At 73.2% G+C, this 13984-nt stretch carries 13 protein-coding genes; 3 read left to right on the forward strand and 10 right to left on the reverse strand.

The window, feature by feature from the left end:
- Positions 1-2: 2 nt before the first annotated feature.
- Genes JNK12_21390 through hrcA form a run of 4 tightly spaced genes read right to left on the reverse strand, consistent with a single transcriptional unit; the run spans position 3 to position 3476 of the window.
- Positions 3-554 carry a transcriptional regulator gene (locus tag JNK12_21390; GenBank protein ID MBL8778503.1) on the reverse strand — a complete coding sequence of 184 codons (552 nt, stop codon included), beginning with the start codon at positions 552-554 and terminating at the stop codon, positions 3-5.
- A 60-nt stretch (positions 555-614) separates the two neighbouring features.
- A complete protein-coding gene (locus JNK12_21395; protein ID MBL8778504.1) occupies positions 615-1313 on the reverse strand; it encodes a 16S rRNA (uracil(1498)-N(3))-methyltransferase in 699 nt (232 codons plus the stop codon).
- 3 nt (positions 1314-1316) lie between these two features.
- Positions 1317-2441: a molecular chaperone DnaJ gene (gene dnaJ / locus JNK12_21400; protein ID MBL8778505.1), complete on the reverse strand. Its 1125-nt coding sequence runs from the start codon at positions 2439-2441 to the stop codon at positions 1317-1319.
- Positions 2442-2453: 12 nt separating this feature from the next.
- Positions 2454-3476, reverse strand: a complete 1023-nt coding sequence (gene hrcA / locus JNK12_21405; GenBank protein ID MBL8778506.1) for a heat-inducible transcription repressor HrcA — start codon at positions 3474-3476, stop codon at positions 2454-2456.
- Between the two features lie 96 nt (positions 3477-3572).
- On the opposite strand from hrcA, the gene JNK12_21410 reads away from it, so the two are divergent.
- Positions 3573-5312: a polysaccharide biosynthesis tyrosine autokinase gene (locus JNK12_21410; protein ID MBL8778507.1), complete on the forward strand. Its 1740-nt coding sequence runs from the start codon at positions 3573-3575 to the stop codon at positions 5310-5312.
- Positions 5313-5355: 43 nt separating this feature from the next.
- On the opposite strand, the gene JNK12_21415 is transcribed toward JNK12_21410, so the two are convergent.
- Positions 5356-6717, reverse strand: coding sequence for a deoxyribodipyrimidine photo-lyase (locus JNK12_21415; protein MBL8778508.1), 1362 nt, complete (start codon positions 6715-6717; stop codon positions 5356-5358).
- Positions 6710-8494, reverse strand: coding sequence for an elongation factor 4 (gene lepA / locus JNK12_21420; protein MBL8778509.1), 1785 nt, complete (start codon positions 8492-8494; stop codon positions 6710-6712). The genes JNK12_21415 and lepA overlap by 8 nt, the downstream gene beginning before the upstream one ends.
- Positions 8495-8723: 229 nt before the next feature.
- Between lepA and rpsT the strand changes: the two genes are divergently transcribed.
- The gene (gene rpsT / locus JNK12_21425) at positions 8724-8993 is read left to right on the forward strand and encodes a 30S ribosomal protein S20 (protein ID MBL8778510.1); all 270 of its coding nucleotides are present in this window, start codon (positions 8724-8726) and stop codon (positions 8991-8993) included.
- A 15-nt stretch (positions 8994-9008) separates the two neighbouring features.
- Here rpsT and holA read toward each other — a convergent pair whose 3' ends face one another.
- From holA to JNK12_21440, 3 genes are read right to left on the reverse strand one after another with little or no spacing between them, the layout of a single operon-like run.
- On the reverse strand, positions 9009-10013 hold the full coding sequence (gene holA, locus JNK12_21430) for a DNA polymerase III subunit delta (protein ID MBL8778511.1): 1005 nt from the start codon (positions 10011-10013) through the stop codon (positions 9009-9011).
- Positions 10013-10906: a dihydropteroate synthase gene (gene folP, locus JNK12_21435; protein ID MBL8778512.1), complete on the reverse strand. Its 894-nt coding sequence runs from the start codon at positions 10904-10906 to the stop codon at positions 10013-10015. Before folP ends, holA begins: the two co-directional genes overlap by 1 nt.
- Before the next feature lie 11 nt (positions 10907-10917).
- Complete coding sequence (locus JNK12_21440; protein MBL8778513.1) at positions 10918-12717, reverse strand: ComEC/Rec2 family competence protein; 1800 nt, start codon at positions 12715-12717, stop codon at positions 10918-10920.
- A 30-nt stretch (positions 12718-12747) separates the two neighbouring features.
- Between JNK12_21440 and JNK12_21445 the strand changes: the two genes are divergently transcribed.
- Positions 12748-13200, forward strand: coding sequence for a hypothetical protein (locus tag JNK12_21445; protein ID MBL8778514.1), 453 nt, complete (start codon positions 12748-12750; stop codon positions 13198-13200).
- Positions 13201-13202: 2 nt separating this feature from the next.
- On the opposite strand, the gene JNK12_21450 is transcribed toward JNK12_21445, so the two are convergent.
- Positions 13203-13937 carry a ComEA family DNA-binding protein gene (locus JNK12_21450; GenBank protein MBL8778515.1) on the reverse strand — a complete coding sequence of 245 codons (735 nt, stop codon included), beginning with the start codon at positions 13935-13937 and terminating at the stop codon, positions 13203-13205.
- Positions 13938-13984: the final 47 nt, after the last annotated feature.

Here is a 13984-nt window from a genome sequence, read left to right on the forward strand (position 1 = left end):
TGCTACCGCTTGTTGCGGACGGAGGCGAGGCCCAGATCGTCGAGGCGGTTCCCGGCCCCGTCGACGCCGGTGCCGAGGATGCAGGCGATGGCCCGGAGGTCGTCGCGCCGGATCGTCAGCACGCGCCCGTTGAAGTCCTGTCGCTGCACCTGGATCATCGTCAGGTAGCGGTTCAACATGTCGGCCTCGGGGCCGGTGAGGCTCTCCAGGCGGGTCAGGTCGATGGTCACCGAGTTGAACCCGGGCTGGGTCGCCACCCGACTCTCGGTCAGGTCGACGACCTCGACCTCGTCACGGGCGATGCCGAAGTCGGGGCCTTCGTCCACGGGAAGCAGTTGGTCGACCGGCACGTTGTAGAACCGGGCCAGGCGCTGGAGCCGGGGCACCGAGATGGCCCGCTCGCCACGCTCGTAGGCGCCGAGCACCGAAGCCTTGAACTCCTGGTTGGAGGTCGCCTCGACCTCCTGGAGCGACAGCTTCTTCTGCCGACGGATGGCGCGAAGCCGCTCGCCCACCTTGCGCCCGTACCCAGCCGAGGCACCCTCGGTCGTCATCTCACTCATCGCACGCCCTTCGCCGCGTCTGTCGCATCATACGCGCGCCGCGTAGGCCGTTCAACCACCCTGCGCGTTCAGGGCACCCCCGGGGCGAAGCGCGGTGAGCAACACACCGGCGGCCACCGCCGCGGTCTCGGCCCGCAACACGGTGGGGCCGAGGCCGATGGCCGGGGCGCGCGCCAGCTCGGCCTCGGTCCACCCGCCCTCGGGACCGACGAGGACCACGGCGTCGCCGACCTGCGGCGCACGGCCTCCCGGCGCCGCCAGGCGTGCCTGCGGGCGCGCCACCACGTCGGCGAACGCGGCCACGGGCTCGACCACGGGCAGACGGCAGCGGCGCGACTGCATCGCGGCCTCCCGCGCCACCCGCCGGAGCCGGACCACGTGACGCTCGCCGCGCTCCCCCGTCCAGCGCACCACCGAACGCTCGGTGTGCATCGGGACGATCACGTCGACGCCGAGCTCCGTGAGCTTCTGGACCGTCCACTCGGGCCGGTCGCCCTTCACGACCGTGAACGCCACCGTGACCGGCGGGAGGGGCGAGGCCTCGACCACGACGTCGCCGGCGGGCTCGAGATCAGCGCCGAAGCGGCAGGGCCGCCATGCCCCCGCGCCGTCGGCGACGGTCACGCGGTCACCGGGGGCGAGCCGCAGCACCCGTTCGAGGTGGTGGCGATCGTCGGGGTCGAGCACGGGCGCGTCGAGGTCATCGACGAAGGCGTGCGCCTTGCCGGCCGCGAGAGCCCGCGTCGCCATGGCCTACTTGAACGCGGAGCGGATCTTGCCGAGGAGGCTGGCGTCGGGGGGCGCCACGTCCTCGCCGCGCAGCTCGGCGAGCTGGCGAACCAGCTCCTCCTGCTCGGGGCTCAGGTCGGTGGGCGTGTCGACCACCACGTGCAGCATGAGGTCGCCACGGCCGCGACCCTCGACGTGGGGCACGCCCCGGCCCCGGAGGCGGAACACCCGACCCGACTGGGTGCCACGGGGGATGATCAGGTGCTCGACTCCGTCGAGGGTCTCGAAGTCGATGTGGACGCCGAGCATCGCCTGCACCGTCGAGACGTGCAGTTCGTGGGTCAGGTCGTACCCGTCGCGCTCGAACCGGTCGTGCGGGGCCACGTCCACGTGCACGTACAGGTCGCCGACCCCGCCGCCGCGCGGGCCCGCGGCGCCGCGACCGGTGAGGCGCAGGGTGGAGCCCCGGTCCACACCGGCCGGGATGTCGACCGTGTAGGTCTTCTCGCGCACCTGGCGGCCCTCGCCGCCGCAGTCGGTGCACGGGGCGGTGATGACCTCGCCGAGCCCCCCGCAGCGCGTGCACGGCGACGCGCTCACCATCTGTCCGAGGATCGACTGGCGCACGCGGCGCACCTGCCCCGTGCCGTCGCACTCGCTGCACCGCTCCGGGACGGTGCCCGGCTGCGCCCCGGTCGCTTCGCAGGTCTCGCAGGCGACGGCGGTGCGCACGCTCACCTCCGCCTCCGTGCCGAACACGGCCTCGTCAAACGCGAGGTGGACCACCGTCTCCAGGTCGGCGCCACGGGGCGGGCCCGAGCGGCCCGCTGTCCGCCCACCGCCAAAGGGGCTCGCCCCACCGAAGAACGCGTCGAAGATGTCGCCGAGCCCACCACTCGGCCCACCGAAAGGGTCGGCGGCGGCACCGCCCACGCCCTCGGGCCCGAACATGTCGTAGCGGCGGCGCTTGTCGGGATCGCTGAGCACCTCGTACGCGAGCGCGACGTCCTTGAAGGCGCTCTCGGCGCTCGGATCGTCCGGGTTCGCGTCCGGGTGCAGGTCGCGCGCCCGCCTCCGGTACGCCCGCTTGATGTCATCGGCCGAGGCGTCCGGATGGACGCCCAGCAGCTCGTAGTAGTCAGTCGCCACGTTCGGTCTCGCTCAACCCTCTGTCAGGCGCCGGCTCAGGCGCTGGCTCACGACCGCGACGGCCGCCAGCGCCTGCGGATAGTGCATGCGCGTGGGACCGAGCACCGCGATCGAACCCGCAGGCTCCCCCGCCACCTCGTAGGGGGACACGACGAGTGCGCACTCGTTCAGGGGCTCCATGCCCGTCTCGGCGCCGATGGCCACGCTGAGGCCGCGGTCGAGCACGTCCCTCACGAGCGTCACCACCACGAGCTGCTGCTCGAGGATGGACAAGACGCTGCGGACGGTCTCGACCGCTTCGAAGGCCGTGGCCATCCGGAACGCGCCGTCCACGAAGACCTGGTCGTCATCGTCCCCTCCCCCGAGCACGTCGCAGGCGGCATCGACGACGACGTCCACCGCGGCGTTGCCGGTCCGGGGCGGCCGGACGAGGGCCCCGGCCTCGAGCCCGGTGAGGTGGGCGGCGAGCTCGGCCGACGCCGCCGCCAGCACCTCGGCGGGAACGGGCTCGCGGAGCTCGATGGTGTGCTTCTCCACGACGCCGTTCGAGAGCACGGCGACGACGAGCACGAGATGATCCGTGAGGTCGACGAGCTGGACCGAGCGGACGCGTGCCACGTCGTGCGGCGGGCCGACCACGACCGCGGCGCAATCCGTGAGGTTGGCCAGCAGGCGGCTGGTGTCGTGCAGCATCTGCTCGAGCTCGCCGTGGGCACGGTTGAAGAACGCCTTCACCTGCTCGGCCTGGCCGGCCTCGAGGCCCTGGGGCTCGACGAGGTTGTCGACGAAGAACCGGTACCCCTTGTCGGTCGGCACGCGGCCGGCACTGGTGTGAGGCTGGTGCAGGAAGCCCTCCTGCTCGAGCACGGCCATGTCGTTGCGCACGGTGGCCGACGACACCGTCACCCCGGGCGCGCTCGCGACGTGGCCGGAGCCGACGGGTTGTGCGGTCTCGATGTACTCCTCCACGACGGCGCGGAGGATGGAGGCTTTGCGGTCGTCGAGCATGAGGGTCCACGAGATGATACCGACCACGGCGGCCGGGACGATCCTCGCGGACCCGTCGTCCGACGGTGGCGCCGGGGCGAGCCGCCCCGCCGTGACGGGGGCGACGGGTAGTATCCGCCGCCTATGACAGTCGCACAGGCGGATGACTCGTTCGACCCGTACGAGCCCGATGACGCCATCGACGCCCGCGAGTACCTCCGCACGCTGTGGCACGACAAGTGGCGGATCCTCGGCCTCGCCGTCGGCCTCGCCGTCCTGCTGGGGCTGATCGGCGCCTTCCTCGTCAACCCCCGCTTCCGCACCGAGGCCACCGTGGCCCTCGACCCCGTCGCGCTCGCCGAGCTGCTCGACACCACGGGCCAGCCACGCGACCTCCAGGCCGACCTCGCCGCCGAGGCCAACGTGATCGCCGACAACGAGCTCCAAGCCACCCTCGACGAGCAGCTCGCCTTCACCTACGACGACGACGTCCACGTCACCGAGGGCTCGAGCTCGTCGCTCGACTTCGGGGTCAGCGCCGGCAGTGCCGCCGACGCGCAGGCGGGCCTGGCCGCCCTGGTGGCCGCCTACCAGGCCAAGCGCGTCGAGCTGGGCCTGCAGCTCGTCGACGATCAGATCGGCCCGCTGCGCGACCAGGTCGCCGAGCTCCAGGCCGGCCGGGACGACGCGAGCGCCCCGCTCGACTCCATCCAGGCGCAGCTCGACGACAACCCGTCCCCCGCCTACCGGGCCCAGCTCCTCGAGCAGCAGGCCAACGTCCAGGCACAGCTGGGCGACACCCTCAACAGCTTTGACGACCAGATCGGCGCGGCCCAGAACCAGATCCAGCGCCTCCAGGAGATCAAGGACACCATCGCCACGGGGACCAACTCCCAGGTGACCCAGGGCCCGAGCACCGCCCAGACCACGCCGGGAGGCTCGCGCCTCGCCGCCATCGGCTTCATCCTCGGCCTCCTCGCCGGCATCTTCGTCTCCGTCGGCCGCCGCGCCCTCGACAAGTCGGTGCGCTCCCGGCGCGCCCTCGAGCGCGCCACCGGCCAGCGGGTCCTCGGGCTCATCCCCAAGGTCGTGGACTGGGACGAGGACCAGGTGCAGAACGTGGCTCTCGAGCACCCCACGTCCCCGCCCGCCGAGGCCTACCGCACCCTGCGAACCTCGCTGCGCTTCCTCACCGTCGACGAATCGGTGCACCGGATCCTGTTCACCAGCGCCACTGCCGGCGAGGGCAAGACGACGACGGTGGCCAACCTGGGCGTCACGCTGGCCAGGACGGGCAAGCGCGTGCTGCTCGTCGATGCCGACCTCCGCAAGCCCCGCCTCCACGAGTTCTTCGCGGTGCCCGGCGACCAGGGTCTCGCCACCGCCCTCGAGGGCGCGTCGGTCGCCGATCTCGTCCAGGCCGTCGAGGGCCTCGACACCCTCAGCGTGCTCCCCGCGGGCGGGGCGCTCGCGGAGTCGGCCGAGCACCTGGGCTCCGAGCGCGCCTCCGAGGTCTTCGCGGCCATCGACGGGCTCGCCGACCTCGTCCTCATCGACGCCCCACCGGTGCTGCCGGTGGCCGACGCCCTCGAGGTCGGGCGCTACGTCGACGCCGTCGTCCTCGTCGCCAAGGCCGGTGCCACCCAGCCCAAGGAGGCTCAGCTCGCGGCCGAGCTCCTGCTCCAGGTCGGCGCGCCGCTCGTGGGCACGGTGCTGAACTCGATCTCCCGCGAGATGGGTGACGGCTACGCGTTCGAGTACGGCTACGAGCTCGAACGGCGGCCGGAGGATTCGGGCGGCGGCGAGGCCCCTGATCCCGATCCTGTGCCGTCAGCGGACGCGGGGGCCGACGAGGCCGCCGCCGACCAACCCGCCGCCACCTGAGCCGACGCGGCCCCGGGGGCGACGGGCGCCCGGGTCTCGACCGTCAGCGGATCTCGTCGTAGCGACGGAGGGCCTCGGCCCGCTCCGCCGCGTGGTCCACGATGGGCATCGGGTAGCCCCCCGGCGGCCCACCCGGGAGCTTCCACGGCTCGTGGACGGCCGGGGCCGCGACCTGGGCCAGCTCGGGCAGCCATCGGCGCAGGTAGGCCCCGTCGGGGTCGAAGCGCTTCGACTGCGCGACGGGGTTGAAGACACGGAAGTACGGGGCGGCGTCGGTCCCGGTGCCCGCGACCCACTGCCAGCCGTGCTGGTTCGACGCGAGGTCGCCGTCGACGAGGCGGTCGAGGAAGACGGCGGCGCCGCGCCCCCAGTCGAGGTGGAGGTCCTTCACGAGGAAGCTGGCGGCCACCATCCGTACGCGGTTGTGCATCCACGCCTCCGAGGCCAACTGGCGCATCCCGGCGTCCACCAGGGGGTAGCCCGTGCGGCCCTCGCGCCAGGCGGCGAAGCGCCCCTCGGTGCTCGGCCCCTCGTCGACGCGCATGGCCCGCATCTTGGGCAGGAAGGCCTGGTGGGCGGTGTCGGGGCGGTGGAACAGGACATCGGCGTAGAAGTCCCGCCACGCCAGCTCACGACGCAGCGCATCGGGGCCGGGCTCCCCCGGGGCCAGGCGATCGAGCACCTGACGCGGGTGCAGGCATCCGTACTTGAGGTAGGGCGACAGGCGTGAGCTGCCGTCGACCCCGGGCTCGTCCCGTCCCTCGTGGTAGCGGTGGACGGCGTCGGCGAGGAACCCGTCGAGTCGTGCATGGGCGCCCTCCTCGCCGGGCGCCGGCAGCACCACGCCCTCGGGCGGCGGTACCGGGCTCGGTCGGCTGCTCGCCAGACCGGCGACCCAGGCGACCGTCGGGGCCGCCGTCGGCGTCTCCCGGGCCCGCGGGTCCCACGCCCGCCAGAAGGGCGTGAACACCTTGAACGGGTCGCCCGCCTGGGTGTGCAGCGTGCCCGGCGGGACGGCGTAGGGCGTCCCCACCCGGCGCAGGGTGCCGCCCTGCGCCTCCAGCGCCTCCGCGACCGCCCGGTCACGTTCCCGACCGTACGGCCCGAAGTCCTCGGTCACGTACACGTCGGTGGCACCCACCTCCGCCGCGACCTCGACCACGACCTCCACGGGATCACCGGACCGACGGACGAGGTGCCCGCCGATCCCCTCGTCGAGGGCCTCGAGACAGGCATCGAGGAACGCCACGCGCGGCGCGCCGGAGGGACCGCGGAGGCGGGGGTCGTCGACGAAGAGGGCCAGGACCTGGTCGGCCCCGGCCATGGCCGCCGCCAGCGCAGGGTGATCGGCGAGGCGCAGGTCCCGACGGAACCAGACGATCGCGACCCCAGGCGCGTCAGTCATCGAGGCGCAGCGCGGACACGAAGGCCTCGGGCGGGACCTCGACCCGCCCGATGCTCTTCATCCGCTTCTTGCCTTCCTTCTGGCGCTCGATCAGCTTGCGCTTGCGCGTGATGTCGCCGCCGTAGCACTTGGCGGTGACGTCCTTGCGCTTGGCCTTGACCGTCTCGCGGGCGATGATGCGCCCTCCGATGGCGGCCTGGATGGGGACGTCGTACATCTGGCGCGGGATGAGCTCGCGCAGCTTCTCGGTCATCTTGCGGCCGTAGTCCTGCGCCTTGTCCCGGTGCATGATCGTGCTGAAGGCGTCCACCGGCTCGCCGTTCAGGAGCACGTCCACCTTCACGAGGTTGGACGGCACGTACCCGACGGGGTCGTAGTCCAGGCTGGCGTAGCCCTGGGTTCGGCTCTTCATCTGGTCGAAGAAGTCGGTCACGACCTCGGCGAGGGGCATCCGGTAGACCAGCTCGACCCGCTCGGGCGACAGGTACTCCATCTTCACCATCTCGCCGCGACGGGTCTGGCAGAGGTCCATCAGCGTGCCGGTGTAGTCCGTGGGCGTGAGGATGGTGGCGGTGAGGTAGGGCTCGTCGATGCGCTCGATCTCGCCGGCGGGCGGCATCTCGCTCGGGTTGTCGATGACGACCTCGGTGCCGCCCGTGGTCACGAGGCGGTACTCCACCGAGGGCGCGGTGGCGATGAGGTTGAGGTCGAACTCCCGCTCGAGGCGCTCACGGACGATCTCCATGTGGAGCAGGCCGAGGAACCCGCAGCGGAACCCGAACCCGAGGGCCCCGGACGTCTCGGGCTGGTAGGTGAAGCTCGAGTCGTTGAGCCGAAGCTTCTCGAGGGACTCGCGGAGCGTGGCGAACTCGTCGCCGTCGACCGGGTACAGCCCACAGAACACCATGGGTTTCGGGTCGCGATAGCCCTCGAGGGCATCTTCGGCCCCCCTCGACGCGGTGGTCACGGTCTCACCCGAGCGGGCCTCGCCGACGTCCTTGATGCCCGCGATCAGGTAGCCGACCTCGCCGGCGCTCAACGAGGCGACCGGGGTGGGGTCGGGCGAGCGCACCCCGACCTCGTCGGCCTCGTGGGTGGAACCCGCCTGGAGGAAGCGGAGCTTCGCGCCGGTCGAGAGGACGCCGTTGACCACGCGGATCGAGCTGACCACCCCGCGGTACTGGTCGAAGTGGGAGTCGAAGATCAGCCCCTGGAGGGGTGCGTTCGCGTCCCCCTCGGGCGCCGGCACCCGCTCCACGACGGCGTCGAGCAGCTCACGCACGCCCTCCCCCGTCTTGGCGCTGATGGGCAGGATCTCCTCGGCGGGCAGGCCCAGGACCTTCTCGATCTCCTCGGCGTAGCGCTCGGGCTCCGCCGCGGGCAGGTCGATCTTGTTGAGCGCGGCCACGATCTCGAGATCGCTCTCGAGGGCGAGGTAGCAGTTGGCGAGCGTCTGCGCCTCGATGCCCTGGGCGGCGTCCACCAGCAGGATGACCCCCTCACACGCGGCCAGCGAGCGGCTGACCTCGTAGCCGAAGTCCACGTGGCCCGGCGTGTCGATGAGGTTGAGGACGTAGTCGCCGTACTGGAGGCGGACGCTCTGGAGCTTGATGGTGATGCCCCGCTCGCGCTCGAGGTCCATCGAGTCGAGGTACTGCGCCCGCATGTCCCGGGCCTCCACGGCGCCGCAGATCTCGAGCATGCGGTCGGCCAGGGTCGACTTCCCGTGGTCGATGTGGGCGATGATGGCGATGTTGCGAAGGCGCGACTGGTCCATGAGCAGATCCGGACGCTACCGCGTTGGCTTTGTCCCTCCTTCGTCGGGACGCCTTCGGCATCCGGTTCGTCGCCGCCGCTGCTCCGCTCCGCTCCGCAGCCTCCGACGTCCCCGGCGTTCGGCTCCGCGACGGACGTCCCCGGGGGTCGGTCGCCTGGAACGTGCCTTCGGGAGCGCTCCCCCGCTATCCTGATCCGGCTCTCCGTACAGACCAGAGGACATTCCCCCCGTGGCCAACATCGCCAGCCAGATCAAGCGCAACAAGCAGAACGAGAAGCGGCGGATCCGCAACAAGGCCGTCCGCTCCGAGTTGCGCACCCGCGTGAAGGCTGCCGAGTCCGCGGCTGCGGAGGGCGCCGAGGACCTCGAGGCGGCGACCCGTCTGGCCATGAAGCGGATCGACAAGGCCGCGGCCAAGGGCGTCATCCACAAGAACGAGGCCTCGCGACGCAAGTCCCGCCTGGCCAAGCGCCTCGCCAAGGCCAGCGCCGAGGCCTGAGCCCCCCGGTGCGCCTCAGCGCCGGCTGAGCCGGGCGAGGCGCGCCACCAACACCTCCATCACGAGCTCGGGCGGCCATGCCTTCGCGCCCCGGAGGTCGAGATCGGCCCTGGCCAGCAGGTGTACGGCCTGGCGGAGCCGCTCGGTGCCGAGCTTGCGGCCCTGCTCCAGGGCCTTGCGTGCCGGGAACGTCGAGCCCTTCATCCCCAGCAACTCGGCGGCCGCCTTCTCGCCGCTCACGGGGGCCCCGTCGAGTCGGACCATGCGGCTGTAGTGGCCGTGCAGGCTGGCCATCACCTGGAGGGCGTGCTTGTCGCCCGCTCCGAGCGTGCGGTGCAGCCGGTCGATGGCCAGCGGGATCTTGCCCTTGTCGATGGCGTCGGTGAGCTCCCACGGCGGCACCGAGCCCGCCTCCCCCAGGTAGGGGGCGACGTCGTCGGCCCCGAGGCGCGCCCCCGGGCCGAACGCGCCCTCGAGGGTGACGAGGAGGCCGGCGAGGCGCTCGACGTCATCGGCCAGACGGTCGGTGACCAGCGCCTGGGCATCGCGGTCCAGGCGCACGCCGGCGCCGGCGAGCTGGGCCTCGACCCAGCTCTTGCGGTCCGCGGGCCGCGCCAGGGTGGTGTTGGTGACGGCGCCTCCGGCGGCGTTGACCGCGTCGACGAGCTTCTTCGGGAGGTTTCCGGTGCGCCCCTTGTCGGAGGGTCCGGGCTCCCAGACCAGTACCAGGGCGGTGGTCGGCGCCGGGTCGGTGAGGTACGCCAGCAGCGCGGTGAGGTCGTCGAGCTTCGGGAAGCGGGCCAGGTTGCGCACCACGACGACGCGGCGATCGGTGAGGAAGGGCAGCGTCTGGGCCGCGTCGACCGCGGCGGCGAGCTCGTACTCGTCGCCGGCGTACTCGTCCACGAGCAGGCCCCGGTCGCCGTCGCCGACGAGCGCGGTCACCACCCGGCGCACCTCGTCGCCGACGAGGATCGGGTCGTCACCCCGGATGAGTTGGATCGTGGCCTCGCCGGCCATCACGCCCTGCCCCCGGCAGCGCTGCCGACTGCCGCGGCGTCCTCAGCGTCCGAACCGGCCTCGCCGCGGGCGGCCAGCACGGCCGCCATCACGTCGGCCACGCGACGGGAGCCGCGGACGTCATGGGCCCGGAGGATGCGGCAGCCGAGGCCGATGCCGAGGGCGTGCGCGGCGAGGCTGGCCTCGCGACGGTCCGTGACCTCGGTGCCCACCAGTGCGCCGAGGAATCGCTTGTTCGACGCCGACAGGAACACGGGGTAGCCCAGCGCGACCAGTGCGTCCGACGCCCGCAGGAGCTCGAGGGACTGGGGCTCGCTCTTGCCGAGGTCCAGACCGGCGTCGACCATGATCCGCTCACGGGGGATCCCGGCCGCTTCGGCCCGGGCCGCCCGGTCGGCCAGGAAGGCGCAGACGTCCGGCACGAGGTCGTCGTACACCGGGTCGGGGTCGGGCACCCTCGGGGCCAGGCGGATGTGGGTGGCGACGACCGACGCCCCGGCTTCGGCGGCCGCCGGCAGGTAGTCGGGATCGGCGAAGCCGCTGATGTCGTTGCCCACGACCGCACCCGCGGCATACGCGGCGCGGGCCACCGACGCCCGCCACGTGTCCACCGAGAGCGGGACGTCGAAGCGGGCGGCGAGCGCCTCGATCGCCGGCAGCACCCGGTCGAGCTCCTCCTGCTCGGTCACCTCTTCGCCGGGGCCCGCCTTCACCCCGCCGACGTCGAGGAAGTCGGCACCCTCCTCGACCAGCGCCTCCGCCTTGGCCAGGAACGCGTCGAAGTCCCAGTAGCCCCCCTGGTCGAAGAACGAGTCCGGCGTCCGGTTCAAGATGCCCATCACGAGGGCCCGGTACCGGATGTCGAACGGGTGGGGGCCGAGCGCGAGCTGCACGGTGGCCGACGCTACACCGGGCCTGCGTCGGCCCCGGGGGCCGGACGCACCTCGATGTCGACCGAGTCGGACGAGACCTCGACGTGGCCGATCAGGCCGCCCACGCGCAGGTCCGACCCGCTCTCCGGCTGAATTGCGCCGGGGAGCCCGCCATCGCTCGGTGCGACCAGCACGAACGGGCCGTAGCGACGGCGCAGGTCGGCCACCACCTGGTGCAGCGCTCCCGCCGGGGAGCGGCACACGACGAGGTCGAGGTGGAGGACACCGGCCTCCCGGAGCCCTTGGAGGAGGTCTCCCTCGTCGGTCCGGCCCCCCAGCACCAGGAGCGCCTGCGGGCCGGAGCGCCAGAGCTCGGCGTCGGCCGCCGGAGACCCGTGGACCGGGGCGGCCCCCAGCCGCAGCGTCACCCCGGGCACCAGCAGGGCCACCGCCATCACCGCCGCTCCCACACGCGCCGCGGCGACACGGCCGCGGTGGCGGGCCAGGAGTGCGGCGGCCCCCGCGCCCACGACCACGACGAACCCGGCGGGGCCGAGCTGGCCCAGGGGCAGCGCGACCGCCACGCGGGCGACCCCTGCGATCCAGCCGACGAGCAGACGGGTGGGCACGTGGAGGATGCCGGCGAGGCCGGGGAACACCCCGGCGAGGAGCCCCGCGGTCATCCCCCAGGTGCTGATCGGCCCCGCAGCCGGCACCGCGGCCAAGTTGGCGGCGGGCGCCACCACGGGCAGCCCGCCGAACCCGGCGAGAAGTAGCGGCGCGACCCCGATCTGCGCGGCCAGACCCACCGCCAAGGGCAGCACGAGCCAGCGGGGCCCCGGCAGAGCGCGGGTCAGCGGGGGCGCGAGGACTGCGATCCCTGCCGACGCGGCGACCGAGAGCCGGAATCCCAGGGCCCCGACGAGCAACGGGTCGATCAGGAGGAGGCCGGCGACGGCGAGGGCGAGCACCCGGACGCTCGACGCCTCGCGGCCCCAGGTCGTGGCGAGCGTGACGAGTGCGGCCATCGCCGTCGCCCGCAGGACCGACGGCTCGAAGCGGGTCAACAGGGCGAAGAAGACCAGAAGGCCGACCGTGGCCACCCACCGGCCCCGCAGAGGCAGGCGGCGCAACGCAGGGTCGGCCACGGCGAGCACGAAGGCCACGTTCTGACCCGACACCGCGAGCAGATGGGTGAGCCCGGCCCCACGGAAGTCGTCGGTGACCAACTCGGAGCGGCCCCGGTCATCGCCCAGCACGAAGCCGAGGAACAGCGCCCGGGTGTCCTCGGGCAGCGGGGCGGCGCCGCGCGCCAAGGTCCGCCGCAAGGCGTTCGCCGCCCGCGTCACGGGGTGGCCGGGCTCCCAGGCCCGCACCGACACGATCTCGAAGCGGCCGGCCAGGTGACGCGCCACCCGCCACTCGTCCGCCCGGAGGAAGGCCTCGATGCGACCCGAGACCTCGACGCGCTCGCCGCTCAGGCGCTCGACCAACGATCCCGCCGCCCCGCCCCGGGCCCAGGCCTCCAGGCGCCGCCCGTCCAGCCGGAGCTCGACGCGCTGGCCCGACCTCGTCGGCTCGGGATCGGAGACGAGGGTGGCCCACCCGTCGTACGGGGCGGGCTCGGGCGGGGCCAGCCCGGCGTGGGCGGCAGCTCCGAGGGTGCCGGCCAGCACGAAGGCCGCCACGCACCAGAGCGCGGGGCGCGGTACGAGGGCGGCGGCGACCAGAAGGACCACGACGAGGGTCCATGGGACGGCGGGGGCCAGCGCGGCCCCGGCCCAGGTCGCGGTGGCGAGGGCCACCGTCGCGGCGTCGGAGAGTCCGGCCACCCGGTAGCGGCTGGCTCTACCATCGCCAGGGTGACGTCGAGTCCGGGACGGCGAGGCAGGGGGCCGTCCGGCGATGCCGTCGTGGCCCGCCCCGGCCAGATCCGGCGCCTCGGCCCGGCGGCCGCCCTCCTGCTCCCCGCCGGCCTCGTGGCGCTCGCCGGCCTGTTGTTCTACGGCTACCCGTGCGAGGGATCCGCGTGCGTGCGGCCCACCCTCGCCTCCTACCTCCTGCTGCTCCTGGCGGCGCCCACGTCCCTGCTCGCTGGTCTCCCGTGGTTCCTGCATCCGCTGAACCTGCTCGTCGCCGTCGGGTCCAGCCTCGCCCTGTGGCTCTTCCTCGGCCGGTGGGCCGCCCGGCGTGCCACCGAGGACGTCGACGCCACCTGGGGCACCTACGCCGCGGAGCTCGGGCTCGTGCTCGTCGGCATCTGGGGCGGCATCGTGGTCGGACTGGCCATCGTGGGCCTCTGGCTCTCGCACTGAGCTCACACCACGACTCGGTCACGCAGGTCGGCCAGCTTGGCGTCGCCGATCCCACGGACATCGAGCAACTGGTCGACCGAGGTGAACGGCCCGTGCTGAGTGCGGTGGTCGATGATCGCCTGGGCGGTCGCTGGACCGATCCCGGGGAGCGTGTCGAGCGCCGCGAGGTCGGCGGTGTTCAGGTTGACCGGAGCACCGTCCTCCGCTCCCGCGACCCCTGCTCCCCCGGTGCCCGGTGTCGGTGATCCACCTCCACCGGCCGGCGCGGCACCCACGGCGACGGCTGGGACCTGCTGCCCGACGGCGGGAACGAAGACCCGCTCGCCGTCGACCACCGGTGCCGCGAAGTTGATGCGGGCCCGATCGGCGCGGTCGGTCAAGCCTCCGGCCGCGGCGACGACGTCGGCGATGCGGGCCCCTGCGGCCACCCGTTGCACCCCGGGCTGGCGGACTTCACCGACGACGTCCACGACCAGGGCACCGAGCGTGGTGGCGGTCGTGCTCACGGGCGGGAGGCTGAGGGTGGTGGAGGCGCGCGGCAGCGAGAGCTCGGGGTCGGGCGCCGCGGGCCGTGGCCACAGGACGAGCAGCAGGAGTGCCGCGACCGCGGCCGCCGCGACCAACCCCACGATGCGGCCCCCGGGGAGCGCCGCCAGACCCCCGGGCAGGAGGTCGCGGAGCGTGCGGGGCGCGGGTGGGCGCGCGAGATCGACGAAACCGTCCGAGGGTTCGGGCATGGGGCCTCCCGGCAGAGGTGGGTCACGGGAGGGGAAGTGGGGGCGCC

This window comes from Acidimicrobiales bacterium (assembly GCA_016794585.1).
Classification (GTDB): Bacteria; Actinomycetota; Acidimicrobiia; order Acidimicrobiales; family DATDAH01; genus JAEUJM01.

What these genes read in the sequence shown, in the direction of transcription:
- holA (MBL8778511.1), bottom strand. Translation starts at nt 10,013, where the DNA reads ATGGCCGGCGAGGCCACGATCCAACTCATCCGGGGTGACGACCCGATC.
- JNK12_21390 (MBL8778503.1), bottom strand. Translation starts at nt 554, where the DNA reads ATGACGACCGAGGGTGCCTCGGCTGGGTACGGGCGCAAGGTGGGCGAG.
- lepA (MBL8778509.1), bottom strand. Translation starts at nt 8,494, where the DNA reads ATGGACCAGTCGCGCCTTCGCAACATCGCCATCATCGCCCACATCGAC.
- JNK12_21450 (MBL8778515.1), bottom strand. Translation starts at nt 13,937, where the DNA reads ATGCCCGAACCCTCGGACGGTTTCGTCGATCTCGCGCGCCCACCCGCG.
- JNK12_21395 (MBL8778504.1), bottom strand. Translation starts at nt 1,313, where the DNA reads ATGGCGACGCGGGCTCTCGCGGCCGGCAAGGCGCACGCCTTCGTCGAT.
- JNK12_21415 (MBL8778508.1), bottom strand. Translation starts at nt 6,717, where the DNA reads ATGACTGACGCGCCTGGGGTCGCGATCGTCTGGTTCCGTCGGGACCTG.
- JNK12_21410 (MBL8778507.1), top strand. Translation starts at nt 3,573, where the DNA reads ATGACAGTCGCACAGGCGGATGACTCGTTCGACCCGTACGAGCCCGAT.